23 protein-coding genes are annotated in these 25,149 nt (G+C 71.7%); 11 read left to right on the plus strand and 12 right to left on the minus strand.

Annotated elements, in window-relative coordinates; all coding sequences use genetic code 11:
- The first annotated feature begins 174 nt into the window (after window positions 1–174).
- Complete coding sequence (locus tag BC793_RS18155) at window positions 175–1,569, plus strand: lipase family protein (RefSeq protein ID WP_109593721.1); 1,395 nt, start codon at window positions 175–177, stop codon at window positions 1,567–1,569.
- Between the two features lie 59 nt (window positions 1,570–1,628).
- On the opposite strand, the gene BC793_RS18160 is transcribed toward BC793_RS18155, so the two are convergent.
- Complete coding sequence (locus tag BC793_RS18160) at window positions 1,629–1,970, minus strand: hypothetical protein (protein WP_109593722.1); 342 nt, start codon at window positions 1,968–1,970, stop codon at window positions 1,629–1,631.
- A 169-nt stretch (window positions 1,971–2,139) separates the two neighbouring features.
- On the opposite strand from BC793_RS18160, the gene BC793_RS18165 reads away from it, so the two are divergent.
- The gene (locus BC793_RS18165) at window positions 2,140–2,685 is read left to right on the plus strand and encodes a gamma carbonic anhydrase family protein (RefSeq protein WP_109593723.1); all 546 of its coding nucleotides are present in this window, start codon (window positions 2,140–2,142) and stop codon (window positions 2,683–2,685) included.
- A gap of 51 nt (window positions 2,686–2,736) precedes the next feature.
- Here the strand turns inward: BC793_RS18165 and BC793_RS18170 are convergent, their stop codons facing one another.
- Window positions 2,737–4,254 (minus strand): ricin-type beta-trefoil lectin domain protein, encoded by a 1,518-nt coding sequence (locus BC793_RS18170; protein WP_109593724.1) that lies wholly within the window; start codon window positions 4,252–4,254, stop codon window positions 2,737–2,739.
- 314 nt (window positions 4,255–4,568) lie between these two features.
- Here BC793_RS18170 and BC793_RS18175 point away from each other — a divergent pair, with 314 nt between their 5' ends.
- From BC793_RS18175 to BC793_RS18190, 4 genes are read left to right on the plus strand one after another with little or no spacing between them, the layout of a single operon-like run.
- Window positions 4,569–5,657 carry an ABC transporter substrate-binding protein gene (locus tag BC793_RS18175; RefSeq protein WP_109593725.1) on the plus strand — a complete coding sequence of 363 codons (1,089 nt, stop codon included), beginning with the start codon at window positions 4,569–4,571 and terminating at the stop codon, window positions 5,655–5,657.
- 59 nt (window positions 5,658–5,716) lie between these two features.
- Window positions 5,717–7,246, plus strand: a complete 1,530-nt coding sequence (locus BC793_RS18180; RefSeq protein WP_109593726.1) for a sugar ABC transporter ATP-binding protein — start codon at window positions 5,717–5,719, stop codon at window positions 7,244–7,246.
- On the plus strand, window positions 7,243–8,211 hold the full coding sequence (locus tag BC793_RS18185) for an ABC transporter permease (protein ID WP_109593727.1): 969 nt from the start codon (window positions 7,243–7,245) through the stop codon (window positions 8,209–8,211). The genes BC793_RS18180 and BC793_RS18185 overlap by 4 nt, the downstream gene beginning before the upstream one ends.
- Window positions 8,208–9,221 (plus strand): ABC transporter permease, encoded by a 1,014-nt coding sequence (locus BC793_RS18190; RefSeq protein WP_109593728.1) that lies wholly within the window; start codon window positions 8,208–8,210, stop codon window positions 9,219–9,221. Before BC793_RS18185 ends, BC793_RS18190 begins: the two co-directional genes overlap by 4 nt.
- Window positions 9,222–9,274: 53 nt before the next feature.
- Here BC793_RS18190 and BC793_RS18195 read toward each other — a convergent pair whose 3' ends face one another.
- Window positions 9,275–9,922, minus strand: a complete 648-nt coding sequence (locus tag BC793_RS18195) for a TetR/AcrR family transcriptional regulator (RefSeq protein WP_109593729.1) — start codon at window positions 9,920–9,922, stop codon at window positions 9,275–9,277.
- Window positions 9,923–9,957: 35 nt separating this feature from the next.
- Between BC793_RS18195 and BC793_RS18200 the strand changes: the two genes are divergently transcribed.
- The 3 genes from BC793_RS18200 to BC793_RS18210 all read left to right on the plus strand — a co-directional run bounded on the left by BC793_RS18200 (window position 9,958) and on the right by BC793_RS18210 (window position 12,629).
- Window positions 9,958–10,272 carry a hypothetical protein gene (locus BC793_RS18200; protein WP_109593730.1) on the plus strand — a complete coding sequence of 105 codons (315 nt, stop codon included), beginning with the start codon at window positions 9,958–9,960 and terminating at the stop codon, window positions 10,270–10,272.
- 62 nt (window positions 10,273–10,334) lie between these two features.
- On the plus strand, window positions 10,335–11,864 hold the full coding sequence (locus tag BC793_RS18205; RefSeq protein WP_158319295.1) for a histidine kinase N-terminal 7TM domain-containing diguanylate cyclase: 1,530 nt from the start codon (window positions 10,335–10,337) through the stop codon (window positions 11,862–11,864).
- A 135-nt stretch (window positions 11,865–11,999) separates the two neighbouring features.
- On the plus strand, window positions 12,000–12,629 hold the full coding sequence (locus BC793_RS18210; protein WP_109593732.1) for a VC0807 family protein: 630 nt from the start codon (window positions 12,000–12,002) through the stop codon (window positions 12,627–12,629).
- 88 nt (window positions 12,630–12,717) lie between these two features.
- Here BC793_RS18210 and BC793_RS18215 read toward each other — a convergent pair whose 3' ends face one another.
- From BC793_RS18215 to ppk2, 4 genes are read right to left on the minus strand one after another with little or no spacing between them, the layout of a single operon-like run.
- The gene (locus BC793_RS18215) at window positions 12,718–14,970 is read right to left on the minus strand and encodes an ABC transporter permease (RefSeq protein ID WP_109593733.1); all 2,253 of its coding nucleotides are present in this window, start codon (window positions 14,968–14,970) and stop codon (window positions 12,718–12,720) included.
- Window positions 14,967–15,650 (minus strand): ABC transporter ATP-binding protein, encoded by a 684-nt coding sequence (locus tag BC793_RS18220; protein ID WP_109593734.1) that lies wholly within the window; start codon window positions 15,648–15,650, stop codon window positions 14,967–14,969. Before BC793_RS18220 ends, BC793_RS18215 begins: the two co-directional genes overlap by 4 nt.
- A 20-nt stretch (window positions 15,651–15,670) precedes the next feature.
- Window positions 15,671–16,192, minus strand: coding sequence for a PadR family transcriptional regulator (locus BC793_RS18225; RefSeq protein WP_109593735.1), 522 nt, complete (start codon window positions 16,190–16,192; stop codon window positions 15,671–15,673).
- Between the two features lie 45 nt (window positions 16,193–16,237).
- Window positions 16,238–17,125 carry a polyphosphate kinase 2 gene (gene ppk2 / locus BC793_RS18230; protein WP_109593736.1) on the minus strand — a complete coding sequence of 296 codons (888 nt, stop codon included), beginning with the start codon at window positions 17,123–17,125 and terminating at the stop codon, window positions 16,238–16,240.
- A 380-nt stretch (window positions 17,126–17,505) separates the two neighbouring features.
- Between ppk2 and BC793_RS18235 the strand changes: the two genes are divergently transcribed.
- Window positions 17,506–20,091: a winged helix-turn-helix domain-containing protein gene (locus tag BC793_RS18235; protein ID WP_239170076.1), complete on the plus strand. Its 2,586-nt coding sequence runs from the start codon at window positions 17,506–17,508 to the stop codon at window positions 20,089–20,091.
- Between the two features lie 102 nt (window positions 20,092–20,193).
- On the plus strand, window positions 20,194–20,403 hold the full coding sequence (locus BC793_RS18240) for a dodecin (protein ID WP_109593737.1): 210 nt from the start codon (window positions 20,194–20,196) through the stop codon (window positions 20,401–20,403).
- A 34-nt stretch (window positions 20,404–20,437) separates the two neighbouring features.
- Here BC793_RS18240 and BC793_RS18245 read toward each other — a convergent pair whose 3' ends face one another.
- The 5 genes from BC793_RS18245 to BC793_RS18265 all read right to left on the minus strand — a co-directional run bounded on the left by BC793_RS18245 (window position 20,438) and on the right by BC793_RS18265 (window position 25,148).
- Window positions 20,438–21,013, minus strand: a complete 576-nt coding sequence (locus BC793_RS18245) for an alpha/beta fold hydrolase (protein WP_109593738.1) — start codon at window positions 21,011–21,013, stop codon at window positions 20,438–20,440.
- Between the two features lie 186 nt (window positions 21,014–21,199).
- Entirely contained in the window at window positions 21,200–21,580 is a 381-nt protein-coding gene (locus BC793_RS18250; protein WP_203896261.1) for a YccF domain-containing protein, read from the minus strand.
- A 1-nt stretch (window position 21,581) separates the two neighbouring features.
- Window positions 21,582–22,991 carry a two-component system sensor histidine kinase NtrB gene (locus BC793_RS18255; RefSeq protein ID WP_109593740.1) on the minus strand — a complete coding sequence of 470 codons (1,410 nt, stop codon included), beginning with the start codon at window positions 22,989–22,991 and terminating at the stop codon, window positions 21,582–21,584.
- 52 nt (window positions 22,992–23,043) lie between these two features.
- Window positions 23,044–24,120: an LLM class flavin-dependent oxidoreductase gene (locus BC793_RS18260; RefSeq protein ID WP_203896253.1), complete on the minus strand. Its 1,077-nt coding sequence runs from the start codon at window positions 24,118–24,120 to the stop codon at window positions 23,044–23,046.
- Window positions 24,120–25,148, minus strand: a complete 1,029-nt coding sequence (locus tag BC793_RS18265; RefSeq protein WP_373871229.1) for an aldo/keto reductase — start codon at window positions 25,146–25,148, stop codon at window positions 24,120–24,122. Before BC793_RS18265 ends, BC793_RS18260 begins: the two co-directional genes overlap by 1 nt.
- Window position 25,149: the final 1 nt, after the last annotated feature.

Here is a 25,149-nt window from a genome sequence, read left to right on the forward strand (position 1 = left end):
TATCGGCCGCCCGGCGAAGCGCATACGACCCGGGCGGAGGGCGGTCTGCGGGGCCGGTGAAGGCGAGAAATGGAAGCTCTGGAGACTCTCGTTTCGCCTGGTTAACGTCCGGTGACACAGCTCCATTCATCGACACCGGTGAGTGGATAGATGCTGAGTCCCCGGAGGCCGTACATGTCCGTACGTATCCGCTTCTCTGTCTCTCTGATCGCCGCCTCGCTGATCGCCGTGGCCGGCACCGCTCTGCCCGCCCAGGCCGCCGTCACGTCGCGCGGCGTCACGATCCCCGAGTTCTACACGCCTCCGGCGACGCTGCCGGCGGCCGACGGTGCCCTGGTACGCACCGAACCGCTGCCGCTCGCACTCGCCCTGCCCGGTATCGACGGCACCCTGCCGGGCCGGGCCACCCGCATCATGTACAAGTCCACCGACTCGGCCGGCAACCCGGTGGCCGTGACCGGTGCCTATCTGGAGCCGGCCGCCGCCTGGAAGGGCACCCGCCCGCTCGTGGTCCTCGCGCCGGGCACGATGGGGCAGGGCGACCAGTGCTCGACCTCGCTGGCCCTCCAGCGCGGGCTGGTGCTCGGGGCGGACGACGGTCAGACGACCGTGTCCATCGGGTACGAGGTGCTGGCCATCTACCGGCTGTTGGCCAAGGGCGTCGCGGTCGTCCAGACCGACTATCCGGGGCTGGGGACCACCGACCGCCTGCACACCTACGTCAACCGGGTGGACTCGGGGCACGCCGTGCTCGACGCCGCCCGCGCGGCCCGGGCGGTGCCGGGCGCGTCGGTCACGGCGACGTCGCCGGTCGGCCTGTACGGGTACAGCCAGGGCGGCGGCGCGGTGGCGTCGGCGGCCGAGTTGCAGTCGGCGTACGCGCCGGACGTGCCGGTGACGGCCACCTACGCGGGGGCGCCCCCGGCCGATCTGGCCGCCGTCACGAAGGCGATCGACGGCAGCGAACTGCTCGGCGCGCTGGGCTGGTCGGTCAACGGGTTCGCCCAGGCCGAGCCGGGTCTGCAGCCGCTTCTCGACCGGTACCTGAGCGCGTCCGGCCGGGCGGTCCTCAAGGATCTGTCCACCATGTGCGTGGGTGATGCGATCCTCGCGTACGCGGGCCGGCGCAGCACCGCCTGGACGACGGGCGGGCTGTCGGTCACCGACGTCATCAACGCCGAGCCGGTGCTCCGGGCGTACATCGGAAGGCAGTTGATCGGGACCCGTAAGCCGGCCGGTGTGGTCCGGGTGGCGACCGGTGTCTTCGACAATCTCGTGCCGCACGGCCAGGCCCGTACCCTGGCCTCGTCGTGGTGCCGCCTCGGCGGCTCCGTCGTGTACGCCCCGGTGACTCTGCCGTGGACGGTGAGCCCGCTGCTCAACCACTTCGGGCCGCTGCTGACCGACCAGGGCACGGCGGTCGACTGGCTCACCCGGCACCTGGCCGGCAGTTCGGCGCAGAGCAGCGCGGCGAAGAGCGGCGCGGCGAAGAGCGGCGCGGCGCAGAGCAGCAAGGCGCAGAGCAGTGCGGCCGGCAACAACTGCGCGCTCATGCCGTTGTTGCCGTGACCGGCAGGGTCGCGGCGATCTGGGATGGACGGTAGGCCGACGGCCGTGAGACGGGACCGTCACATCTGGAAGCTGTGCCGTCCCGGGTGTGTCGCCGGCAGGAGGCAGTCGTCGCCGGAGGGTCTGTCGGTGTGATCGCAGGTGTCGAGGTGGCCCAGTTGCCGGCCCTGACGGTTCCACCGGATCCACCACCAGCGGTCGCCTCCGGCGTCGGCGATGATGAACGCGGCGTGCATCTGCTCGTGACCGGCGGCCAGCTCGCAGACGGCGCGATCGGGCGGGGGTGGACCGACGGGGTCGGTCAGTCCGGTCAGGACGGCGATCTCCGCCGAGGTGAGCGTGGTCGCGACGGCGCAGCGCGGCCACACCCACGCCGCCGCGGTCGTGTCCTCGACGATCACGCTGCCATCACCTCACTGATGGAAGGTAACTCCGGCCACGGAGGATACCCGTGGCCCGCACGGGTAAACATCTGTGTCGATCGTTATCAGGATAGGTGCCGGTACGAAACGACCGCTGACCGAACGTAAGATCACGTGAACTCTGCGTACGTCCTGGAAGGGCCTCTTCATGATCGAGATCGGTGGCCACGCGCCGCACGCCTCGCCGACCGCCTGGATCGCGCCGGGTGCGGTCGTGGCCGGCCGGGTCACTCTCGGCCCGGACACCGGCGTCTGGTATCACACGGTCGTGCGCGGCGACCTGGACGCCATCACCATCGGCGCCGGAAGCAACCTTCAGGACGGTGTGGTGGTCCACGCCGACCCGGGGCATCCGGTGAGCGTCGGCGCCAACGTCAGCGTCGGCCATCGCGCCGTGCTGCACGGCTGCACCATCGAGGACGACGTGCTGATCGGGATGGGCGCGATCGTCATGAACGGTGCCCGTGTCGGTGCCCGTTCGATCATCGGCGCGGGCGCACTCGTTCCGGAGGGGGTGACGATCCCGGCCGGGTCCCTGGTGCTCGGCGCTCCGGGCCGGGTCCGCCGGCAGACCACCGCCGACGAGCACGCCGCCATCGCGGCCAACGCCCTCGTATATGTCGAACTGGCCCGGCGGCATCAGGCGGCGACCGGCGCAGGCCGCCGGCATCAGGCGGCGACCGGCGCGGGCTGACCGGCCGGGCCGCCGCCCGTGCCGGTCAGCCGGCGTCCTTCACGGTGGGTGTCAGCCGCGGCGCCACTTCTGGTTGGCGGTTCCGCCGCACGCCCACAGCTGCACCTGGGCGCCCTCGGCGTCGTTCCAGTCCTTGATGTCGATGCACTTATTGGCCTGCGGGTTCACCAGGTCACCGGCGGCGCTGAGCACCCACTGCTGTGCCGGGTTGCCGCTGCACGTGACAATCTGCAGGACCACGCCGTCGGCGGTCGAGCCCCACGGGATGTCCAGGCACTTGTTGTTGCCGGTACGCAGGGCGCCGCCGACCGCCTCCCAGCGCTGTGCGGCCGAGCCGTTGCAGTTCCACATCTGGACCGGTACGCCGTCGGAGAAGTTCCCGTTCGGCACGTCGAGGCACTTGTTGTTCCAGTTGCTGATCACGGCACCGCCACCGCCACCGCCGCCGGAGGTGGTCAGCGACAGGCCGTACACCGAGAGGATCTCGTTGACCGGCTGGAACCACATGGTGCCGCCGGTGGTGCAGTTGCCGTTGCCGCCCGAGGTGACGCCCTGCGCCTGGTTGCCGGAGATCCAGGAGCCGCCGGAGTCGCCGGGCTGGGCGCACGCGTTGCTGCGGCTCAGGCCGGACACCGAGCCCTGCGCGTAGTTGATCGTCTCGTTCTTGCCGAGCAGGGTGCCGCAGCGCCAGCCGGTGGTGCGCCCGGAACGGCAGATCGAGCTGCCGATCGCGGCCTCCTGCGACCCGGCGACGATCACGTTGCCACCGGAGTAGTTGTTGACCCAGGGCTGGGAGACCCAGTTGCCGTTGGTGCGTACCCATCCGTAGTCGTTTCCGGGGAACGAGGAACCGGCGAACGTGCCCTGCGCCTGGTTGTTGAAGCCGAGTGTGGGGCTGCCGGTCCCGCCGCAGTGCCCGGCGGTGACGAAACCGCCGGCGACGGAGAACCCGACGGAGCACAGCGTGTTGCCGTTGATCACGTACTGGTCGCCGCCGCGGGTGTCGTACATCGGCTGCGCGCGGGCCGTGGTGGCGGTTCGCACGGTGACCGCGGTCGCGCCGCTGTCGGCGGCGAACCTGCGGGCCTGGGCCTCCGCGCCGGGTGCGGCGGTGACGACGACGCTGTTGGACGCCGGGTCGGCATACCAGCCGTGCACGGTGTCGGGTGCCGCGTCGCCGTGCCGGTCGAGTTTGGCGCGGGTGGCGGCGAGGTCGCTCTCGCCGCGCTCGACGAGCGTCGGGACGGCGCCTTCGGCGCGGACGGCCGCGGCATCGGCGGCGCTGGTGACGGCGACGGTCAGACGGGTGGCGCCGTCCGGGATCCAGGCGCCGGCGAATCGTTTGCCGAGCTGGGCGCGCAGCCGTTTCTCGACGATCGGCGCGGCCGCTTCGACGGTCAGGCGCCGGGCGATCTCGTCGGCGTCGAGGCCGAGGTCGCGCTGCATCGCTTGAAGCATGCCGGGTGGGAGGGCGGGGGAGGGCGGCGCCGGTGGCGCGGCGAATCCAGGGGTGGGACTCAGGGTCGCGGCCAGGAGGAGCGCGGCGCCGAGCAGTGCGGGACGGGGCATGGGTCGTCCTTTCGTGCACGCACGTGACGGGGGAAGAGAGCGCTCTCACTGGCTGAGTCTCGTGACCGCTAAGGTAACTGTCAACAAGGTTCAACAAAATATGTCGATGCCTTTACGGCGGTCCGGTTGCCGACTCCGAGGTGGTGCATCAGGCTGTCATCGGGAACATGTTCGTTTCAGTTAGTTTTTCGCGCAAGACCTTGACACTAAAAGTTCGATGGTGCGTGAATGTGTTCCACCGCGAGTTACTGGCGGATCACCCGACGGGACATCACCGCGGCGAGCAGCCGCTTCTCTCGCAAGGAGTTCACGCAATGAGTGTTCGGTCGAACAGGTGGCGGCGGCCTGCGGTCGCCGTGCTCGGCGCTGCCATGGTGCTGGGCGCTGCGGGCGCCTGCGCCAAGTCCGAGGAGAGCCCCACCAGCGGCGCCACCGGCCCCGCGCCGGCCGCGTCGCAGGTCGTGCAGTCGGCCGCCGCCGGTGCCGCGACCTGCACCATCGACCAGTACGGCGGCACGAAGGTCGATCTCAAGACGGCCAAGGTCGGCTTCTCCCAGTCGGAGAAGGAGGCCAACCCGTTCCGCATCGCCGAGACGCGGTCCATCGAGGACGAAGCGGCCAGGCTGGGCATCACCAACCTCACAACAGCGAACGCGAACTCACAGTTCAACAAGCAGATCAGCGACGTCGAGCAGATGATCGACTCCGGCGTGCAGCTGCTGGTCATCGCGCCGCTCAACTCCGACGGCTGGGACTCGGTCTTCGCCAAGGCGTCGGCGAAGAAGGTCCCGATCATCACGATCGACCGCAAGATCAACGCCACCGCGTGCAAGGACTACCTGACCTTCATCGGCTCCGACTTCGCCGAGCAGGGCAAGCGCGCCGCCGACGAGATGGCCAAGGCGCTCGGCAACAAGGGTGAGGTCGCGATCCTGCTCGGCGCGCCCGGCAACAACGTCACCACGCTGCGGACCAGCGGCTTCAAGGACCAGATCGCCAAGGTCGCCCCGGACATCAAGGTCACCTTCGAGCAGACCGGCAACTTCTCCCGCGAGGAGGGCCAGAAGGTCACCGAGCAACTGCTCCAGTCCAACCCGAACATCAACGGCATCTACGGCGAGAACGACGAGATGGCGCTCGGTGCGGTGACCGCGCTCAAGGGTGCGGGCAAGAAGGCCGGCGACATCAAGATCGTGTCGATCGACGGCACCAAGGGTGCGGTCGAGGGCATCGTGAACGGCTGGATCTCCGCGGTCATCGAGTCCAACCCCCGCTTCGGGCCGCTGGCCTTCGACACCGCGACCAGGTTCTTCGCGGGCGAGGCGGTCGGCCAGGACATCATCATCGCCGACCGCGCGTACGACACCACCAACGCCAGGGCCGACGTCGGCAGCGCCTACTGACCGCGAGGGCGCCCGGCGACCCGCCGGGCGCCCTTTCCCCCACCCCTTGAGAGGTACGCGTGACGCTGCTCGAAGTCGCCGGCGTGTCCAAGAGTTTCCCCGGGGTCCGCGCGCTCGACGACGTGTCCTTCACCCTGCGGCCCGGCGAGGTGCACGCCCTCGTCGGTGAGAACGGCGCCGGCAAGTCCACCCTGATCAAGGTGCTGACCGGTGTCTACCGGCCGGACTCGGGAGAACTGCGCCACCACGGCCGGCCGGTGTCGTTCGCCGCGCCGATGGACGCCCAGCGCGCCGGAATCTCGACCATCTATCAGGAGGTCAACCTCATCCCGCTGATGAGCGTGGCCCAGAACCTGTTCCTCGGCCGGGAGCCCCGCAACCGCCTCGGCCTGATCGACCGCGGCCGGATGGAACGCGAGGCCCGCGGCATCCTCGCCGACTACGGCGTCACCACCGACGTACGCCGGCAGCTGGGCACCCTGCCGCTGGGCGCACAGCAGATGGTCGCCCTGGCCCGCGCCGTGATGATCGACGCGCAGGTGGTCATCATGGACGAGCCGACCTCCTCGCTGGAACCGCGCGAGGTGCAGACCCTGTTCGGCGTGATCCGCCGCCTGCACGCCCGGGGCATCGGCATCGTCTACGTCTCGCACCGGATGGACGAGCTCTACGAGATCTGCGACTCGGTGACCATCCTGCGCGACGGCAGACTGGTGCACACCGGCAGGCTCGCCGACCTCGAACGCATCGAGCTGGTCTCGATGATGCTCGGCCGGGAGATGTCGCAGACCCGCCGGCAGGGCTTCACCGCGTTCGCCGGCGACCACACCACCGACGACGCCGCCCCGCCGGTCCTCCGGGTCACCGGCCTGACCAGCCGGACCAGGCTGCACGACATCAGCTTCGACGTACGTCCCGGCGAGGTCGTCGGGCTGGGCGGCCTGCTCGGCGCCGGGCGCAGCGAGACGATCAAGGCGATCGGCGGGGCGTACCCCCTCGACGCCGGCACCGTCGAGGTCGACGGCACGCACCTCGAACGCCCGAGCACCGTCCGGGCCGTCGCGGCCGGCATCGCCGTGCAGCCGGAGGACCGCAAGGCCGAGGGCATCGTGGCCGGCCTGTCGGTCCGCGACAACATCGCCCTCGCCGTGCTGCCGCGCATGTCGCGTCTCGGCATCGTCTCGGACGCGAAGATCGACGCCGTCGTCGCGCGGTACATGACCCGCCTGCGGATCAAGGCGTCCGGCCCGGACCAGCTGGTCGGCGACCTGTCCGGCGGCAACCAGCAGAAGGTCCTGCTCGCCCGGCTGCTCGCCACCCGGCCGAAGGTCCTGCTGCTGGACGAACCCACCCGCGGCATCGACGTCGGCGCCAAGGCCGAGGTGCAGAGCCTCATCGACGAACTGGCCGGCGAGGGCCTGGGCGTCGTGCTGGTCTCCTCCGACGCCGAGGAACTGGTCGAGGGCTCCGACCGGGTGGTGGTGCTGCGCGACGGTGCCGTCGTCGGCCACCTGACCGGCGACCGGGTGACCACCGAAGACCTGATGGCCGGCATCGCCGCGGCAGCACCCTCCGAGGACCACACATGACGAAGAACGCTGTCGCCGAACGGCCCGCCGCCGGTCTGGCCGCCGTCCGTTCCCGGCTGCCCGGGTACGGCGTCTACCTCGCCGTCGGGCTGCTGATGCTCTACAACATCGTCTTCACCCCGTACTTCCTGACGCTGAGCAACCTGCGCATCCAGTTGATCCAGGTCGCCCCGATCGTGATCGTCGCGCTCGGTATGGCGCTGGTCATCGGCACCGAGGGCATCGACCTGTCGGTCGGCTCGGTGATGGCGCTGGCGGCGGCGCTGATCCCGCTCTACCTCGGGTACGGCGTGGTCGCCGCGATCGGGGTGTCGCTGGCCGCCGGGGTCGCGGTCGGCCTGATCAACGGCGTGCTGGTCGCCCGGGTCGGACTGCAGCCGATCGTCGCCACCCTGGCGGTGTTCGTCGGCGGGCGCGGCCTGGCCGTGGTCGTCTCCGACGGGCAGCTCAAGGACATCCGCAACCCCGACGTGCTCCACCTCGGCTCCGGTGACCTGCTCGGCATCCCGGTGCTGGTGTGGATCGCCGCCGTCCTGGTCGCGCTCGTCGCGTTCGTGCTGCGGCGCACCGTCTTCGGTCGCCGCCTGCTCGCCGTCGGCGGCAACCGGCGCGCCGCCGAACTGGCCGGCCTGCCGGTCGGACGGGTGCTGATCACCGTCTACGTGATCTGCGCGGTGCTCGCCTCGATCGCCGGGCTGCTGTCGGTGGCCCGGATCCAGTCGAGCGACGCGTCCGCGGTGGGCCTGCTCATCGAACTGTCCGCGATCACCGCCGTCGTCGTCGGCGGCACCCCGCTCACCGGTGGCCGGGTCCGGATCCTCGGCACGGTCGCCGGTGCCGTGCTCATGCAACTCGTGATCGCCACCATGATCAAGCACGATCTGGGGCCCTCGACGGCCGAGATGGCGCAGGCCGTCATCATCCTCGTCGCCGTCTGGGTGGCCCGGGAGAGGAAGTCGCGATGACCCCGGCCCTGCTCACCGGCAGTCCCACCACCGCCCCCGCCGACAACGGCGGCAGCGAGCGCACCGACCGCATCGTCGGCCTCGTGCAGCGCCAGGGAGCCCTCGCCGTGCTGGTCACGGTGGTGCTGGTCGCGCTCGTCGCGTTCCCGGACTTCCGCAGTCTCGACAACACCGGCACGATCCTGGTCGCCGCCGCCCCGCCGATGCTGATCGCGCTCGGGATGACCCTGGTGATCATCACTGGGGGCATCGACCTGTCGGTCGGCTCGCTCTACGTGCTCGGCGGGGTGCTCGCGGCCTGGGCATCCCGGTACGGCCTGGTCGCGGCGCTGTTCGTGCCACTGCTGGTGTGCGGGGCGATCGGGCTGGTCAACGGGGTGCTGATCGCCTACACGCGGATGGCGCCGTTCATCGTCACGCTGGCCGCCCTGCTCGGCGCCCGGGGACTGATGCGGGCGATCAGCGACGAGGGGTCCACCACCTACGTGGTGGAGAACGACGCCTTCGGGCGGCTCGGGACCGGCTCGCTGCTCGGCGTCGGCTATCAGGTGTGGCTCGCCGTGGCCCTGGTACTGATCGGGATGCTGGTGCTCGCCCGGACCGGGTTCGGGCAGTCGGTGTACGCGATCGGCGGGAGTGAGGACGCCTCAGCCCTGATGGGTGTCGCCGTGCGCCGTACCAAGATATTGGTTTATGTCTGTTCCGGGTTGCTGGCCGGCCTGGCCGGGGCCGTCAACGCCGCCCGGCTGGGGTCCGGGGTGACCGTGCTCGGCGCGGGCATGGAGCTGGACGCCATCGCCGCCGTGGTGATCGGCGGAACCCTGCTCACCGGCGGCGCCGGAAGCATCGCCGGAACCGTCGCCGGTGTGCTGCTGCTCGGTGTCATCCAGAACATGATCAATCAGGTCGGTGACCTGAACAGCAACTGGCAGCAGGTCATCAGCGGCACGTTCCTCGCCGTCGTGGTGGTCGCGCAGACCGTCCTCAACCGCCTCCGCCGCATCTCCTAGGGAGTCCCATGCGCCGCCCGCCCGCGGTCCTCGCCGGTGCCGCCGCAACCGGCTCAGGCCGGCTCCGGCACCACGGGCACGCCCGCGAGCATCGACACGGCGATCGTCGTCAGATGGCCGGCCAGCTCCTCGGCCGGCTCGGCGAAGTCCTGCATCACCCACTCGATGATCAGCTCGGTGACGCCGGCGACCAGGGCCAGCACCGCCCGCTCGAACAGCCGCTGATCCACCGGCGTCCCGCCGGTCCGCAGGATCAGGTCACCGAGCAGCACGGCCTCCTCGTGCAGCAGGCCGCGGCGGCGCACCTCCATCCGGGGTGCGTTGATGTAGATCACCCGAGCCCGCTCGGGATGATCGCGCAGCATCCGGGCCAGCGTCGCCATCACCGGTGTGACCAGCTCCTCCAGCGACCCCCGCGGCGGTCCCGCCGCCACGAGGGCGGCGAGCAACCACGCGTTCTGCTCGGTGTGCACCCGGAAGAGCAGGTCCGCCCGGTCGGTGAAATGGTGGTAGAAGTAGCGCTTCGACACCTTCGCCGCGGCGCACACGTCGGCGACCGTCACCTCGTCGTAGTCACGGGTGGCGAACAGGTGCACGGCCGCGGCGACGATCCGGTCGCGCCTCTCGGCCTCGCGCTGCTCACGCGACCGGCCGGCGTAGAGCTCCCGCCCGCGGCCGGCCACGACCCCTGGATTGTTCACGCTAACAGCGTAGTCCCCGGATGCGGCCACCTCGCATGACAGGGGATCGGCACGTCACCCCGTACCGGACCGCACCGCACCACCCCGGCCCGTCGTTCACCACCGAACTGGACAGCGCCTTCCGCGCCGCCCGCCGCCTCGGCCTGTGGCTCAACACGTCCGCGGCGGCCGGCGTCGACGAGTACCTCGCCCAGGGCGCCCGGATCTATCACGGCGTGAGCCGCCGCGGCCCGGTCGGTGGCGACGGCAGACACAACCACATCAGCACCCGGGCGGCGCTCCGGACGTACGACCGGCCGCTGCACATGCTGGTCGAACGCCTCTACCGGAGCGGGACCCGGCCCGGCTAGCCGATTCCCTCAGATCGGATCCCCGGTCGCCGATGCGCATCCCCGGAGCGAAGGAGAACGGGATGCAAACCGCACTGGTCGCGGTGTACGTCACCGCGACCGCGGTGGCGAGCACCTATGCGGCGCTGTCCTGGCGACGGCGCCGCCGGGCACCACTGGCGTCGTCGTTGGCGCTGATCACCGCCGGGGCCGCGCTGTGGTCCCTGGCGCAGGCGGTCGCCGTCGGGGTCGACTCGGCACCGGCGGCGCTCACGGCCACCTACCTGATGTTCCCGGGCGTCGCGATGATCGTGGCCGGCTTCCTGTGGCACACCACCGTGTTCACCGGCCGACGGCTGGAACAGCTGCGCCGCCGCCGCACCCTGCTGTGGGTGCATCCGGTGCTGCTGATGACGGCCGTGGTCACCGACCCGTGGCATCACCTGTTCTTCAGCTCGGCCGCCGTGCACGCCACCGAGGGCGTGACGGTGCAGTTCGGACCGCTGTACTGGGTGCACACGGCGTACTGCTACACGATGATCGGCATCGGCGCGGTCCGCTCGGTGGCCGCCATGCGCCGGGCGGTCCGCGGCCACCGGCGGGTCTTCGTGATCTTCCTGGCCGGTGGGCTCGCCCCGCTCGTGGGCAACCTGCTGACCGTCTTCGCCGATCACGGCGACCGGCAGGTGGACCTGACCCCGATCCTGTTCCTGTTCACCGCGTCGATGTGGTGGTGGGCCGAACGGTCCGGCATGCCGGCGCGCCGGATGCCGGTGGCGTACGAGCACGTGATCGCCGCGATCAGCGACGCGGTGATGGTGCTCGACCCGGACGGCCGCGTCCTGGACGTCAACCCGGCCGCCGCCGGGATGCTCGCCGAAGTGGGCCAGGTCCCGGACGGTGACGTGGTGGGCCGGATGTGGTTCGAGGTGGTCGGCCCACAGCTGACCGCGGCGTTCGCCGGCGGCACCGACCAGCAGACCCTGACCGCCGGGGACGGCACGATCTACGACGTACGTGTGGTCCGCATGCGCACCTCCGACGGCAGCACCCCCGGCGCGGTGGTCGTGGTCCGCGACGTCACCGAGCTGGAGCGTCTGCGCGCCGAACTGACCGACCAGGCGATACGCGACGGCCTGACCGGTGTCTACAACCGCCGCCACCTCACGTCCGTGCTGCGGGAACAGGCCGATCGGGGCCGGCTCGCCGTGGTGATGCTCGACGTCGACCACTTCAAGTCGATCAACGACACGTACGGGCACGCCGTCGGCGACCAGGTGCTGATCCGCCTGGCCCGGGAACTCACCGCGGTCGTCGGTGACACCGGCACCGTGGCCCGGTACGGCGGCGAGGAGTTCGCCGTCATCCTGCCCGATGCCGGGGCGCACGCCGCCACGGAACTGGCCGAGCGGTTACGGCACTGCTGCGACCAGGTCGCCGTCGTCACCCCGCGCGGGCCGCTGCGGGCGACCTTCAGCGCCGGCGTGGCCGAGCTCGTACCCGGTTCCGGGATCGAGGATCTGCTGCGCCGCGCGGACCGGGCGCTCTACGCCGCCAAGGAGCAGGGCCGCAACCGGGTCGTCACCGACGACGCGCTGGCCGTGCGCCGCTAGCCCGTCCTTCCCCGGGTGTCCATCGGTCGACGGACACCCGGGCTCCACGGCTCGGTCGTCCCGGCGGTGGCACCCCCGGCGGCAGCATGAATGCATCGCCACCGGAACCGGTGGCCGCCACCGAGGGGGACTGCGATGCAGCACAACGGGATGTCCGGGATCTTGCGCGGACTCGGCTGGGACCTGGGTCTGCCGCTCGTCACCTACTACGGCCTGCACGCCGCCGGCGCCTCCGACACCACCGCACTGCTGGCCGGCACCGCGGGCGCCGCGCTGCGGATGGTGTGGATGGCGGTACGCAGCCGCACGCTCAGCCCGTTCTCGATGGTGATGGCCGCGGTCTTCGGTGTCGGCCTGCTCTTCACCGTCTTGACCGGTGACCCGCGCTTCCTGATCATCAAGCACTCCGCGATGGCCGCGGCGATCGGGCTGACGTTCTTGGTCACCGCGCTGCACGGCGGGCGGCCGCTGACCCTCGCGGCCCAGCAGAGTTTCCAGCCCGGCAAGGCCGGCGACCTGGCCGAGGCGTACGCCACCGACCCCGACGTCCGCCGCGGTCACCGTCTGGCCTCCCTGGTGTGGGGAGGTGGCCTGCTGACCGAGGCCGCGATCCGGGTCGTGCTGGTCTACCTGCTGCCGATCGAGATGATGGTCGGTGTCTCGACCGCCCTGACCGTGGTCACCTTCGCGATCCTGATCGGCTGGAACGCCCGCTACCTGGCCACCCACCGGCCGGCCCCGGCCACCGCCGCCGCTCTCGCCTGAACCCCGGTATCGCACCGTGATCGCCGGTGCCGACGTCCGGATCGCGGACGTCGGCACCGGCGTCGTGTGGTGCGGCAGACCCGGGCCGCTACTCGCTGCGCAGGTTGCCCGGCCGCGTCAGGCGCAGCAGCGTCGGCAGTGCCGCGGCGGTCGTCCCGAGAACGACCAGCGCGGCCATCCCGGACGTCGTGCCGATCCCGAACCAGTCCACCGTGACCGGTGCCTGCACCGCCGCCATCAGGATCGCCGCCAGGCCGCTGCCGAATCCGATCGCCAGCGTCATGCCGAGCAGCACCGGCACCGCGGCCTGCAACAGCACCGAACCGGACATGGTGCGCCGTCGGGTGCCGAAGGCGACCAGCACGGCCAGAACCCGGCGCCGCTCCCGCATCTGCTCGGCCACGTTGACCACCATGCTGGCGCCGATCAGCACGAGCATCGCGATCGTGCCCGCCAGCAGGCCCTGCCGGATGGTCCGCAGCGCACTGGCGACGGCGTCGTTGCCCGCACCGTAGACCAGCGCCTGCGGATCCATCCGGGCGGCCGTGTTGCGCAGCTGCTCCAGCGCGTTCGGGGTGCGGCCGTCGAGCGTCAGTGTGTAGCGCGCCTCGCCGGCGGGGAACGCGTCCGCCGCCGCGGCCGGGGTGAGCAGCAGCAGAGGCCCGTAGTCCAGCAGGCTGTCGGTGGGCACGACGTCCCGGGTCGACGCCGGTGCCGTCCACTGCCCGCCGCCCTCGACCGTGAAGACCCCGGTGGTGGCCACGTTGACGGCGAAGGCGTCGCCGTCGGTGCAACCGGGCAGCGCCGCATAGCCCTCGAGCGCCGCGCAACTGCCGATCCGCACGGTGACCTCGGACCCGTCCCGGCCGGCCCGCGCGATCCGCACGGTCTCGACGGTCTGGACGCCGGGTGTCTCCCGCAGGGCGGTGGTCCACGTACCGACCGGGAGATCCGTCTGCGGCAGGACCTGCTGCCGGGCCACCGCGGCCGGCGTGCCCCCGGAGCCGGTGACCTGGGTCTCGATGGCGCTCACCAGCCCCTGGACCGCGATCACCCCGGCCACCGAGACGGCGATGCCGGAGACCGCGCGGACCGCGGTGCCGCTGTCGAGTTGCAGCCGGCGGACCGCCAGCTCCCAGGCGACACCGCCACCACCGAGCCGGTGCACAACCGCGTCGACCAGCCACGGCAGCAGCAGGGCCAGGCCGATCAGCAGCAGCGCGACCCCCGCGGCGGCCTGGAACTCGGTGGCTCCGGACCCCGGCCCCTCGCCGAGCCCGTTCGTCAACGGCCAGAGCAGCGCGATGCCGGCCACCGGCAGGATCAGCCGCCACCACAGCCGCCGCCGGACGGTGGTGCTGAGCCGCACCACGCCGAGCGGCTCCACCACGACCCGGCGCATCGCCGACAGCGTGACCAGGACGGCCACCGCCGGAACGCCCAGCGCGATGAGCGCGGCCAGGACCGGGACCGGGCGCATGTCGGACAGGTAGAAACTGAGCGGCCCGGTCGCATACCGGTGGGCCAGCAACGCCGCACCGGCGGCCAGAACCGTACCCACGAGCAGGCCGAGCACGGCACCGGCGAGGGTCTCGCCGGCGGCGATCCGCCGGGTCATACCGGCGTCGGAACCGACCAGGCGCAACGCGGCGAGCCGCTTGTCGCGGGCCTCGCCGCCGAACCGGACGGCACTGGCCATGAACACCATGACCGGGGTCAGCAGCACCACCATCCCGACCGCGGTGAGCAGCAGCATCACCGGGGACACGCCCTCCTCGGTATAGCTGTGGCCGAACGCCTCGATCCGGCGGCCGGTGTCCTCGGTGAGGGTGTCGGTCCCCAGGTAGAAGGCGAGATCGGCGGGACCGGTCAGGCCGTCGTCACCGATCGTCCCGACGATCCGGGCTTCCCACCGCCGGCCCAGCACCGGATTGTCCTCGATCAGCCGCCGCAGAGCGGGGGAGACCAGCATCTCGCCGGGTTTCGGCAGCGCGGTGACGCCGGGCGGGACCGGTGGCCGGGAGCCCTCCGGCTGGAGCATCCGGCCGTGGATGGCGTCGTCGTGGAAGGTGGTCGTGGCGATACCGATCAGCATGGTGCCGTCGCCGCGCGGGACCTCCCGCTCGCTGTCCACGGCCTCGGTGCGGGCACTCTCCCGATCGCCGCTCGCCTCGAGGGCGGCCGGGAGAGCGGCCAGGCACAGCAGCAGCGCGACACCGACGCCGGTGCCGGCCGCGATCAGCGTGAGCCGGGCCCAGCCGGCCCGGCCGCCGGCGACGCTCATCCGGGCGCCGAGCCCGAGCTCGAAGATCCACCGGCGGAGACGGCCACGGCCGGTCATCGGGCATGCTCCTGCTCGCGGACCCGGCCGTCGCGCACGACGGCCTCGCGGTCGGAGTAGGCCGCGACGCGTGCCTCGTGGGTGACCAGCACGACCGCCGCGCCGGTGTCGCGGGCCGCGGTGATGAACAGTTTCATCACCAGCTCGCCGTTGAGCGAGTCGAGCGCGCCGGTCGGCTCGTCGGCGAACACCACGCGAGGCCTGCTGACCAGGGCGCGGGCGACCGCGACGCGCTGACCCTGACCGCCGGACACCTGGCCGGGGCGTTTGCCGGCGACGTCACCGACCTCCAGGCGCTCCAGCCAGTCGGTGGCGGTGCGGTGCGCCTCGCGCCGGCCGGTGCCGGACAGCCGCAGGGGCAACGCCACATTCTCCACACAGGTCAGCTCCGGGACGAGCTGCCCGAACTGGAACACGAACCCGAACTCGCCGCGGCGCAGGGCACTGCGCTCGCTGTCGGACATCGCGGTGAGGTCGCGGCCGTGGTAGGCGACCCGCCCGGAATCGGGCTGGAGGATGCCGGCCAGGCAGTGCAGCAGCGTCGACTTGCCGGACCCGGACGGTCCCATCAGCGCGACCACCTCACCGGGCCAGATGTGCAGGGAGGCGTCGTCGAGCGCCTTGGTCTCGCCGAAGTGCAGATGCAGGCCTTCGGCGACCAGCAGCGGTTGCTCAGTCATCGGGGGGTCTCCCTGGGGATTCACGGGCGGACTCGGGCGGCCAGGCGGTCCAGGCGGGCGGCGGTCAGCTCCAGCCAGCGCAGGTCGGCCTCGAGGTGGAACAGGGCGTGGTCGCAGATCAGCTCGTCAGCGAGGTCGCCGTCGGTCTTGCGGCGGGTCAGCTCCCGCATCATCCGCAGGTGCTCGGCGCGCTGGGAGTCGAGCACCTCGTCGGCGTCGCGGCCGGTCATCAGGGCCAGCACGACCTTGGTGTAGAGGGTGCTCTGGAGGTAGGGCTCCGGCTTCTCCGGCCGGCCGATCCACTCCGCCACGTCGGTGATCCCGGCGTGGGTGATCGCATAGCGCTTGCGCTCGGGACCGTCACCCGGCTCCGACTCGACCTCGACCAGGCCGTTCTTCAGCAGCCGGGCCATCGTCGAGTAGACCTGCCCGTAGTGCAGCGCCCGGTCACGCCCGAACGTGTCGTCGTAGGTGCGCTTGAGGTCGTAGCCGTGGCGTGGCCCGTTCTCCAACAGGCCCAGCAGAGCGAAGGTGACTGACATGCGGGCTACTATACACACCATGTATAAACTGTGTGTATATGCAGGTCAGGCAGTGAACCTGCCCGTGCACCGTCGTTCGGTGCGCATCAGCGCCACCTCGTCGGCGCCGGTGACGACGATCCGCGGATCCGGGGTGAAGTCCAGGTCGGCCGAGCGGTCCTTGTAGTCCGTCGCCCCCAGGATCACCTTCATCGCGTTCAGTCGCGCGAGCTGCTTGTCGTTGGAGCGAATGATCACCCAGGGGGCGGGGCGGGTGTCCGTACGCCGGAGCATCTCGTATTTGAATCCGGTGAAGTCGTCCCATCGATCCTGGGCCTGGAGATCGATCTCGCTGAGCTTCCACCGGCGCAGCGGGTCGGTCCGGCGGCGCTCGAACCGGCGGGCCTGCTCCTCGCGCGTCACGCTGAAGTAGAGCTTGACCAGGATCGTCCCCTGCCGGATCAGGTCCTTCTCGAAGCCGGTGACACCGCGCAGGAAGTCGCGGTACTCGGCCGCGGTGCAGAAGTCGAACACCCGCTCCACCATCGCGCGGTTGTACCAGCTCCGGTCGAACAGGACGAGCTCGCCGCCGGCCGGGAACTCCGCCACGTACCGCTGGAAGTACCACTGGGACCGCTGCTCGGCGGTCGGCCGGCCGAGCGCGACCACCCGGCAGTGCCGCTCGTTCATGTACCGCGCGACCCGCCGGATCGCGCCGCCCTTGCCGGACGCGTCCCGACCCTCGAACAGCACGATCATGCGGAGGTTCTGGGCCTCCAGGTGCTGTTGCAGTTTCAGCAGCTCGACCTGCCAGGGACGCAGCGTGCCCTCGGCGTCGATCCGGCGGGCCAGCGCGTTGCGCTCGCGCCGGAGCCGGCTGACATCACGCAGCGCCTGCTCGTATCTCGCGGTGAGATCCGCCGGCGCCGTCGGGGGTGGTGTCGTCTCGGCCATCGGGCCTCCTCATCGGCGTCCACGGGTCACGGCGCTCCCAGGATCGCCGGGCGGTGACCGGTGCGCGTCATCCCTGCCGAGTGATCCGTGACGGCACGCCGTCACGGTGGCCGGCGGCCCGCTCATCCGGGGCGGATGAACCGCTCACCGGGGCCGCCACCGGCACGCAGGGGGAACGCCGTTTCTCGACGATGCGTGCGAATACCGGCGGTTGCCCCCCGCGTGCGCGCTGTGATTCGGTTTGCCGGGGGCAGTGAAGATCGTCGATCAAGAGGTGGGCGCCGTTACGCGAGCGGCGCCGTCGAGCGTGCCCGCAGAGCCGGGCTCTAGGGGGCGACATGAGAGAACGGGCGGACCGGCGTGTCCAGACGCCGAGACCGATGGAACACACGGTGCCACCGCGGCTCCCGGCCGGGATGATCCGGCGTTCCCGGCTGATCGCGACGATGGACGCCGGCGTGCAGCGGGCGGCCACGCTGATCTGCGCCGGACCCGGCTGGGGCAAGACCGCACTCGCCGCGTCGTGGGCGGCCGAACGGGCCGGGGCCGGGGGCGGCGGGACGAGCCGAGGGGTCGCCTGGCTCACCCTGGACGCGCAGCACAACGAGCCGTCCCGCTTCTGGTCCGACCTGGTCCAGGCCCTGCGCGCGGCCGGAGCCGTCCCGTTCGACCGGGAGTACCCGGCCGCCGGCTTCTCCGAGGACGTCCTCCGCGAGGCTGTTCCCGCGCTGGCCGCCCCGGTCGTCGTCGTGCTCGACGATCTTCAGGCGATCACCGACCCGCGGGTCCTCGGCGCCCTCACCGGCATGCTGCGGCGCCACTCCGGGCGTCTGCGGTTCGTCCTGGTCACCCGTCGCGAACCGGATCTCGCGCTGCACCGGCTGCGGATCACCGGTGACCTCACCGAGATCGGCGCCGCCGACCTCGGGTTCCAGCTTGACGAGGCGACCTCGCTGCTCCAGGCGCGCGGCCGCTCGCTCGATCCGCTCGCGCTCGCCGAGTCGGTCCGCCGGACCGAGGGCTGGCCCGCCGGCCTCCGGCTCATCCTCGACACCCCGGATCCGGCCGTCGCCGACGAGATCGTCGAGGAGTACCTGATCCGGGAGGTGCTGCCCGGCCTCGACGACCGGGTACGGGAGTTCCTGCTGCGCACCAGCATCCTGAACCGGGTCTGCGGGCACCTCGCCGATGCGCTGACCGGCGACCGCGACGGCCACCACACGCTGCAGTACCTCGCTCACCGCAACCTGTTCGTCGAGCGCAGCGGCAACGGGCCGTGGTTCCGCTACCACCCGCTGTTCCGGGCCGCCCTGCGCCGCCGGCTCACCCGGCGCCGGCCCGGCGAGCCGGTCCCGCTGCACCGCGCCGCGGCCGGCTGGCACGAGAGGAACGGCGACGCCCTCATCGCGATCACGCATGCCGCGGAGGCCGGCGACTGGGACCTGGTCGCCCGGTACGTGATCCGGCGCGGCCTGCCCCTGTTCACCTCGGCGGACCGGCCGCAGCTCGTCGAGGTGCTCCGGCGCATCCCGGCGGAGCGGATGAACGGGTCCGCCGAACTGGGCCTGTGCGGGGCCCTGCTGCTGTACGCCCACGGTGATCACGCGGCCATGCCCCACAGCCTCGCCGCCGCGGAGGCGCAGCTGGCCGACCCCGTGAACCCGGCCGGTATCGAGGTCGGCGCCGCCATCGCCGTGCTGCGGGCCAACACCGTGGTGCGCTGGCGAGGCGACATGTACCAGGTGGTCGAGGCCGGCACCGCGGTGCTCCACGACCTCTCCGGGCGTACCTTCGACGAGGTCCCGGTGCTGGCGCAGTACCGGGCGATGATGCTCAACTGCAAGGGCGCCGGGTTGCTGTGGACCGGCCGGCTCGACCACGCCGACCGGTATCTGTGGGCCGCGACCAGCTCCGCCCGGACCGCCGACGTGCCGCTCTTCGAGATCAACTCCCGGGGGCTGCTGGCCCAGCTCGCCTTCGTCCAGGGCGCGCTGCGCGAGTCGGAGGCACACGCGGACGCCGCCGAACGGGTCGCCCGCCGCCTCGACGCGCAGCACCGGATGGCGATGGGGCCGGCATACCTGGCGCGGGCGCTCGTCGAGTCGGAACGGGGCCGCGAAGCGGGAGCCGAGGAACAGTTGCGCGCGGCGCTGCACGCCATGGGGGAACGACCGGAGGCGGTCCTGTCGGTCCTGGCCGGACTGGTCCGGGTACGCCTGCTGATCGACCGCGGCGAGACGGCGGCGGCCGGCGCCCTGCTGTCCCGCCTCGGTGCCGAGGCCGGGCCGCCGGTGGCCGCGCCGCTGCTGAGCCGGCTGCTCGCCCTGGCCGACGCGGACGTCCGGCTGCTGCTCGGCGACCCCGGGGTCGTCCTGGCCCGGTACCGGGGCCGGGCCGGTCTGCTGCCCGCCGAGCAACTCTGCCTGGCCCGGGCCCATCAGGCCAGCGGCAACCCGGCCGTCGCCGACGTCCTGCTGCGCCGGATCCGGGACGGGCCCGACCGGGTCGCCGCGGTCGGCGCCTGGATCCTCACCGCGCTCGCCGCCGACGCCCGGGGCCGCAGCTCGGTCGCCGGTGAAGCGCTCGCGCAGGCCCTCGCGATCGCCGAACCGGAGCGGATCCGGCGGCCGTTCCGCACCTACGACGCCCAGCGGGTGCTGGTTCTGGCCGGACGGCGGCAGTGGCTGACCGACCTGTACGGCCCCTCCGGGAGCGGCGGTGTGCTCGCCGAGATAACCGGGGAGCTGCCGGTGATCTCCGGTGCGCCGGCGGCCGGCCCGCTCAGCGAACGCGAGAGGGACGTGCTCCAGTACCTGCCGACCGTCCTGACCGCCGCGGAGATCGCCGAGAACCTCGGTATCTCGGTCAACACGGTGAAGGCCCACATGCGATCGATCTACCGCAAGTACGGTGTCGGCCGGCGCCGGGAGGCCGTGATCGCCGCCCGCCAGGCCGGCCTGATCTGATGCGGACGGCCACCGCCGCCGGAGCGCCCGGCTCCCTGCGGGCCCTCCTCGATCTGGCATAGGGTCGGAACCGGACAGGTACCAGAAGAGTGAGGGAGCGACGTGACGCACCACGTGTACCGGCTCACCGAGGTGGTCGGCAGCAGCCCGGAGAGCATCGACGACGCCATCCGTACCGCGGTGAAGAAGGCCGCCGAGACGGTCCGCAACATCGAGTGGTTCGAGGCCAAGGAGATCCGCGGCCAGGTGGTCGACGGCGAGGTCGCCCACTTCCAGGTCCTCCTGAAACTGGGCTTCCGCGTCGACGACTGACCGGCCCCGCCGGCCGGCGCACGGACCGCCGCTCTCAGTGCAGGCTGTGCAGGAGCGCGGCGAAACCGGCCGGGTCGCGCAGGTGCGGGAAGTGCTCGGCGCCCACGTGGGTGGACCGGGGCAGCGCATCGGTCAGCCAGTCGCGGTAGACGGCCGGCAGGTCCGGGCTCCGCTGCGGCACGGCGAACTGGCGGTACGGCTCCGGGACGTCGTCGAGACGTGCCGGGCCGGTCCCGCCGATCGTGACCACCCGGTGAGCGCTGTAACGGGCCGCGAAGCGCTCGCTGACGTGGGCGGACTCGGCGTGCGCGATCAGGATCGGGGCGCGGCGCAGCCCCAGGCCGTACACGAGCGTCGCCAGGTCCTCGGCCAGGTCGTCGACGCCGCAGTGGGCACGCGGGGCGGACTGGCCGTGACCCGGCAGGTCGACGGCCACGGCGGTGATGTCGTCGCCGAGTTCGGCGGCCAGCGGCCACCACATGGTGCGGTCGTAGCGCAGCCCGTGCAGCAGGACGACCGGACGGCCGGACCGGCCCCAGCGGTCGTAGACGAGCAGGTCCGCCGGGGTGCCGTGGGTGTGGGTGGTACGCCGGGGCGGTTGTGGTCGCACGAGGATCGTCTTCCGGGTCGGCAGGCGAGTGGCGGGCGGGAGCGGCCGGCTCCTACACGCGCAGCACACTCGATCTGCCCGTCGCGACGCCCCCGCGACCCCGCACCGTCGGGTGTGGGCGCTCGATCACCCGTCCAGGATAACCGTGCTCCGCGGCGGGCGCCCGGGTCGGCGCCGCCGGGAGGCTCAGTCGACCTCGACGACCTCGCGGCCCAGCGGCCACAGCGCGGCGGGCACCAGTTTGAAGTTGGCGATGCCGAACGGGATGCCGATGATCGTGACGCACTGGGCGACACCGGCGGCGATGTGGGCCAGCGCGATCCACCAGCCGAACAGCACCAGCCACAGGATGTTGGCGATGCCGGAGGCGACACCGGCGTCCCGGCGGTCGACGATGGTCCGGCCGAACGGCCACAGCGAATACACCGCTAGGCGCATCGCCGCGACACCGAACGGGATGGTCACGATCAGGGCGAAGCAGAGGAGGGCGGCCAGGCCGTAGCCGATGGCGAGGACGAAGCCGCTGCCGAAGACGAACCACAGGATGTTGAGGATCAGGCGCACCAGTTCATGATGACCTACCCTCGCCAAGCCCCACCGGCGAGAGCGCCGGGACGAGCGGCAGCAGGATGACGAAGGTGGTTCCGGCGCCGGGCGCCGAGTCGACGCTGATGTGGCCGCCCGCGTCGGTCACGATGCCGTAGACGGTCGACAGCCCCAGGCCGGTGCCCTGGTCGACCGGTTTCGTGGTGAAGAACGGCTCGAACAGCCGCTCCCGGACCTCGGCGGACATGCCGGTGCCGGTGTCACTGACGGTGAGTTCGGCGAAGGTGCCGGACGGCGTCCCGACCCGGCCGGTCCCGATCACCACATCGCCGCCGTCGGGCATCGCGTCGCGCGCGTTGATGACGAGGTTCATCAGGATCTGGTCGAGGCGGCCGCGGTTGGCCCGTACCGTGACGGGGCCGGGGTGCGGCCGGCAGGCCAGCCGGATCCGGCCGCTGATGCTGCGGCTGAGCAGTTCCTGCGCGTCGGTGACGACGGTGTTCAGGTCGACCGTCTCGACCTGCGTCGGCTCCCGTTTGGCGAAGAGCAGCAGCTGGCTGGTGAGCGTGCCGGCCCGGTCGGCGGCGTCGCGGATGCGGGCCAGATCGCGGGCGCCGGCCGGGGTGACCTCGTCGGCCATCAGGTCGGCGTAGTTGACGATGATGGCCAGCAGGTTGTTGAAGTCGTGCGCGACCCCGCCGGCGAGCTGGCCGAGACTCTCCATCCGTTCGGCGCGGACCCGCCGTTTCTTGTCGGTGACGTCGCGTTCGGTGGCCGCGGCGGCGACGATGCGGCCGGTGGTGTCCCGGATCGGCGACACGGCCACCGACACCAGCATCTCGCTGCCGTCGCGGCGGATCCGCCGGACCTCGTCGAGGGTGACCCGCCGGCCGGCGGCCAGCCCGGTGAGTGTCTCGTCGAGGACGTCGAGGCGTTCCGGCGGCAGGATCCGGCTGATGCTGCTGCCGACGATCTCGTCCGCGGAGTAGCCGTAAAGGCGTTCCGCACCGCCGTTCCAGGACGTGATGACACCGTCGAGGGAGCTGCCGATGACCGCGTCGGACGACTGTTCAGCGAACGCGGCGAGCATCTCCCGCTCCCTCGACGCGTCTGCGGACGCGGCCAGCAGCCTGCGGTGGTGCCGGGCGAGTGCCCAGCTGATGCTCGTGATGGCGACCATCACGAGCAGCCGCAGGCTCTGGTCCAGCGTGCCGAACAGACCCTGCCGCGTCGAGATGGCGAAGGCCGCGACCAGCGCGTAGCCGCCCAGGGCCAGAACCCCGGCCGGGCTGGCCGAGGCGGCGGCGAGCGCCGGGCCCAGTGCCAGCATGCCGAAGGTGAGCATGCGCGGCGGTGTGACGGCCGACAGCGCCGCCAGTACGGTCACCAGCGCGAACGACGCGATGAGGTAGGACCGTGAACCGCCACCCATCAGGATGACCTCTCCGCTGTGAGTCTGCGGTTGTCAGGGTAGTCCCGCGGGTTCAGCCGAGTGGTGCCGATTCGCTGAGACCGGCGGGGGAGCGCAGCCGTCCGATCAGCGCGTCACCCACCCGGGCGGTCTCCCGCAGGTACGGCGTATCGGAGAGCACGAAGTGGCTGATGCCCAGGTCGGCGTACCGTTGCAGGGCCGCCGCGACGTCGTCGGCCGATCCCACCAGCCACGTCGTGCCGGCGCCGCCACCGCCGTGGCGACCCGGCGCCGTGTACAGGCAGGTGTCCAGGACGTCGCCGCGGTCGGCCAGGTCGAGCAGGCGCTGCTGACCGACCGCGGACCTGCGCAACAGATCGGTGCCGTTGCGCCGGGCCAGCTCGGCGACCTTCGCCTCGGCGTCGTGCCACGCCTGTTCGGTGGTGTCGCGCACCAGCGTGGTGATCCGCAGCCCGAACTCCAGCGGCGGCAGATCCCGGTCCAGGTCCCGGGCCAGGCCGCGGAGCCGGTCGACGCGTTCGGCGATGCCGTCGAGCGGTTCACCCCAGAACAACTGCACGTCCGCCTCGGTCGCCGCGACCCTCTCGGCGGCGGCGGAGGCGCCACCGAAATACAGGCGGGGACCCCGGGCGTACGGCCGGGGCACCACGGTCGATCCGGTGACCTGGAAGTGCTCCCCGGCGTACGTCACGTTCTCCTCGGTCCACAGCCGCCGGGTGAGCAGCATGAACTCCCGGGTCCGGGCGTACCGCTGCGCCTGATCGCCCTCGACGTCGCCGTAGGCGGCGAGATCGTCCCGTCCGCTGACGATGTTGACGAGCAGCCGCCCGCCGCTGAGGTGGTCGAGGGTCGCCGCCGCACTGGCGAAGTGCGCGGGCTGCCAGTAGCCGGGCCGGATCGCCGTGAGCGGCCGGAACGTGCTGGTGCGGGCGGCGATCGCGGTGGCCACCGTGAACGTGTCCGGGCGGCCCCAGCCGGTGCCGATCAGCGCGCCCTCCCAACCGTGCCGCTCGGCGGTCCGGGCCAGGTCGACGCTGTGGTCGAGGGTCCCGTATCCGGCCACGGTGTCGTCGCCGCGGTGCCCCGGTTCGATGGTGTTGGGCAGGTACCAGAGGAAGGTGTGCGTCATCAGGCGCTCCGCCGCCGCCGGCCCGGGTCGGTGACGGCCGGCGGCTGGTAGCCCTGATCACGGGCGGACAGTGTGACGCCCGGCGGCACGATCTTGTCGATCTCGTCGAGGACGTCCCGGCCCAGTGGTGCCCGTGCGGCACCGAGCTGCTGTTCCAGCTGCTCGAACGTGCGCGGCCCGATGATCGGCGCGGTGACCGCCGGGTGCTCCAGGACGAACCCGAGCGCCAGATGGATCAGCGACAGCCCGGACTGCCCGGCCAGTACGGCGAGGGCCTCGACGGCGGCGAGTTTGGCCGCGTTCTCCGGGGCGTCGATCTCGAACCGGCCCGGTTGCCGTCCTCCGCGGCTGGTCGTCGGCTGGGCGCCGCCGGCCCGGAACCTCCCGGTCAGCCACCCGCCGGCGAGCGGGCTCCACGGGATGACGGCGAGGCCGTACTTCTGGGCGATCGGCAGGACCTCGCGCTCGACGCCACGGGCCAGGATCGAATACGGCGGCTGTTCGGAGACCACCCGCTCGCGGCCCCGGCGTGCGGCGATCCACTGGCCCTCGACAATCGCCGACGGCTCGAACGTGGACGTACCGATGTAGCGGATCTTGCCTTGATGAACGAGATCGGACAGCGCGCCGAGGGTGTCGTCGAAGTCGGTGTCCTCCTCCGGCCGGTGCACCTGATAGAGGTCGATGTGGTCGGTCTGCAACCGGCGCAGGCTGTCCTCCACCGCGCGGATGATCCAGCGGCGCGAGTTGCCGAAGTGGTTCGGGTCCGTGCCGATCTGCCCGTGGAACTTGGTGGCCAGGAAGACGTCGTCGCGCCGGCCGAGCAGCGCCTTGCCGACGATCGTCTCGGATTCGCCCTGGCTGTAGACGTCGGCGGTGTCGACCAGGTTGATCCCGGCGTCCAGGGCCCGGTGGATGATCCGGATGCTGTCGTCGTGGTCGGGGTTGCCGCGCTCGCCGAACATCATGGTGCCCAGCGCGAGGGCGCTGACCTTGACACCGGTACGGCCGAACGGGCGCAGGGGGATG

Source organism: Actinoplanes xinjiangensis, from assembly GCF_003148685.1.
GTDB classification, from domain to species: domain Bacteria; phylum Actinomycetota; class Actinomycetes; order Mycobacteriales; family Micromonosporaceae; genus Actinoplanes; species Actinoplanes xinjiangensis.

Excerpts from the sequence above, each read along its gene's own strand:
- BC793_RS18225 (WP_109593735.1), bottom strand. The coding sequence starts at position 16,192 with ATGTCAGTCACCTTCGCTCTGCTGGGCCTGTTGGAGAACGGGCCACGC.
- BC793_RS18235 (WP_239170076.1), top strand. The coding sequence starts at position 17,506 with ATGGAACACACGGTGCCACCGCGGCTCCCGGCCGGGATGATCCGGCGT.
- BC793_RS18190 (WP_109593728.1), top strand. The coding sequence starts at position 8,208 with ATGACCCCGGCCCTGCTCACCGGCAGTCCCACCACCGCCCCCGCCGAC.
- ppk2 (WP_109593736.1), bottom strand. The coding sequence starts at position 17,125 with ATGGCCGAGACGACACCACCCCCGACGGCGCCGGCGGATCTCACCGCG.
- BC793_RS18260 (WP_203896253.1), bottom strand. The coding sequence starts at position 24,120 with ATGACGCACACCTTCCTCTGGTACCTGCCCAACACCATCGAACCGGGG.
- BC793_RS18155 (WP_109593721.1), top strand. The coding sequence starts at position 175 with ATGTCCGTACGTATCCGCTTCTCTGTCTCTCTGATCGCCGCCTCGCTG.
- BC793_RS18165 (WP_109593723.1), top strand. The coding sequence starts at position 2,140 with ATGATCGAGATCGGTGGCCACGCGCCGCACGCCTCGCCGACCGCCTGG.
- BC793_RS18175 (WP_109593725.1), top strand. The coding sequence starts at position 4,569 with ATGAGTGTTCGGTCGAACAGGTGGCGGCGGCCTGCGGTCGCCGTGCTC.
- BC793_RS18215 (WP_109593733.1), bottom strand. The coding sequence starts at position 14,970 with ATGACCGGCCGTGGCCGTCTCCGCCGGTGGATCTTCGAGCTCGGGCTC.
- BC793_RS18170 (WP_109593724.1), bottom strand. The coding sequence starts at position 4,254 with ATGCCCCGTCCCGCACTGCTCGGCGCCGCGCTCCTCCTGGCCGCGACC.
- BC793_RS18255 (WP_109593740.1), bottom strand. The coding sequence starts at position 22,991 with ATGGGTGGCGGTTCACGGTCCTACCTCATCGCGTCGTTCGCGCTGGTG.
- BC793_RS18210 (WP_109593732.1), top strand. The coding sequence starts at position 12,000 with ATGCAGCACAACGGGATGTCCGGGATCTTGCGCGGACTCGGCTGGGAC.
- BC793_RS18220 (WP_109593734.1), bottom strand. The coding sequence starts at position 15,650 with ATGACTGAGCAACCGCTGCTGGTCGCCGAAGGCCTGCATCTGCACTTC.
- BC793_RS18200 (WP_109593730.1), top strand. The coding sequence starts at position 9,958 with ATGACAGGGGATCGGCACGTCACCCCGTACCGGACCGCACCGCACCAC.
- BC793_RS18185 (WP_109593727.1), top strand. The coding sequence starts at position 7,243 with ATGACGAAGAACGCTGTCGCCGAACGGCCCGCCGCCGGTCTGGCCGCC.
- BC793_RS18205 (WP_158319295.1), top strand. The coding sequence starts at position 10,335 with ATGCAAACCGCACTGGTCGCGGTGTACGTCACCGCGACCGCGGTGGCG.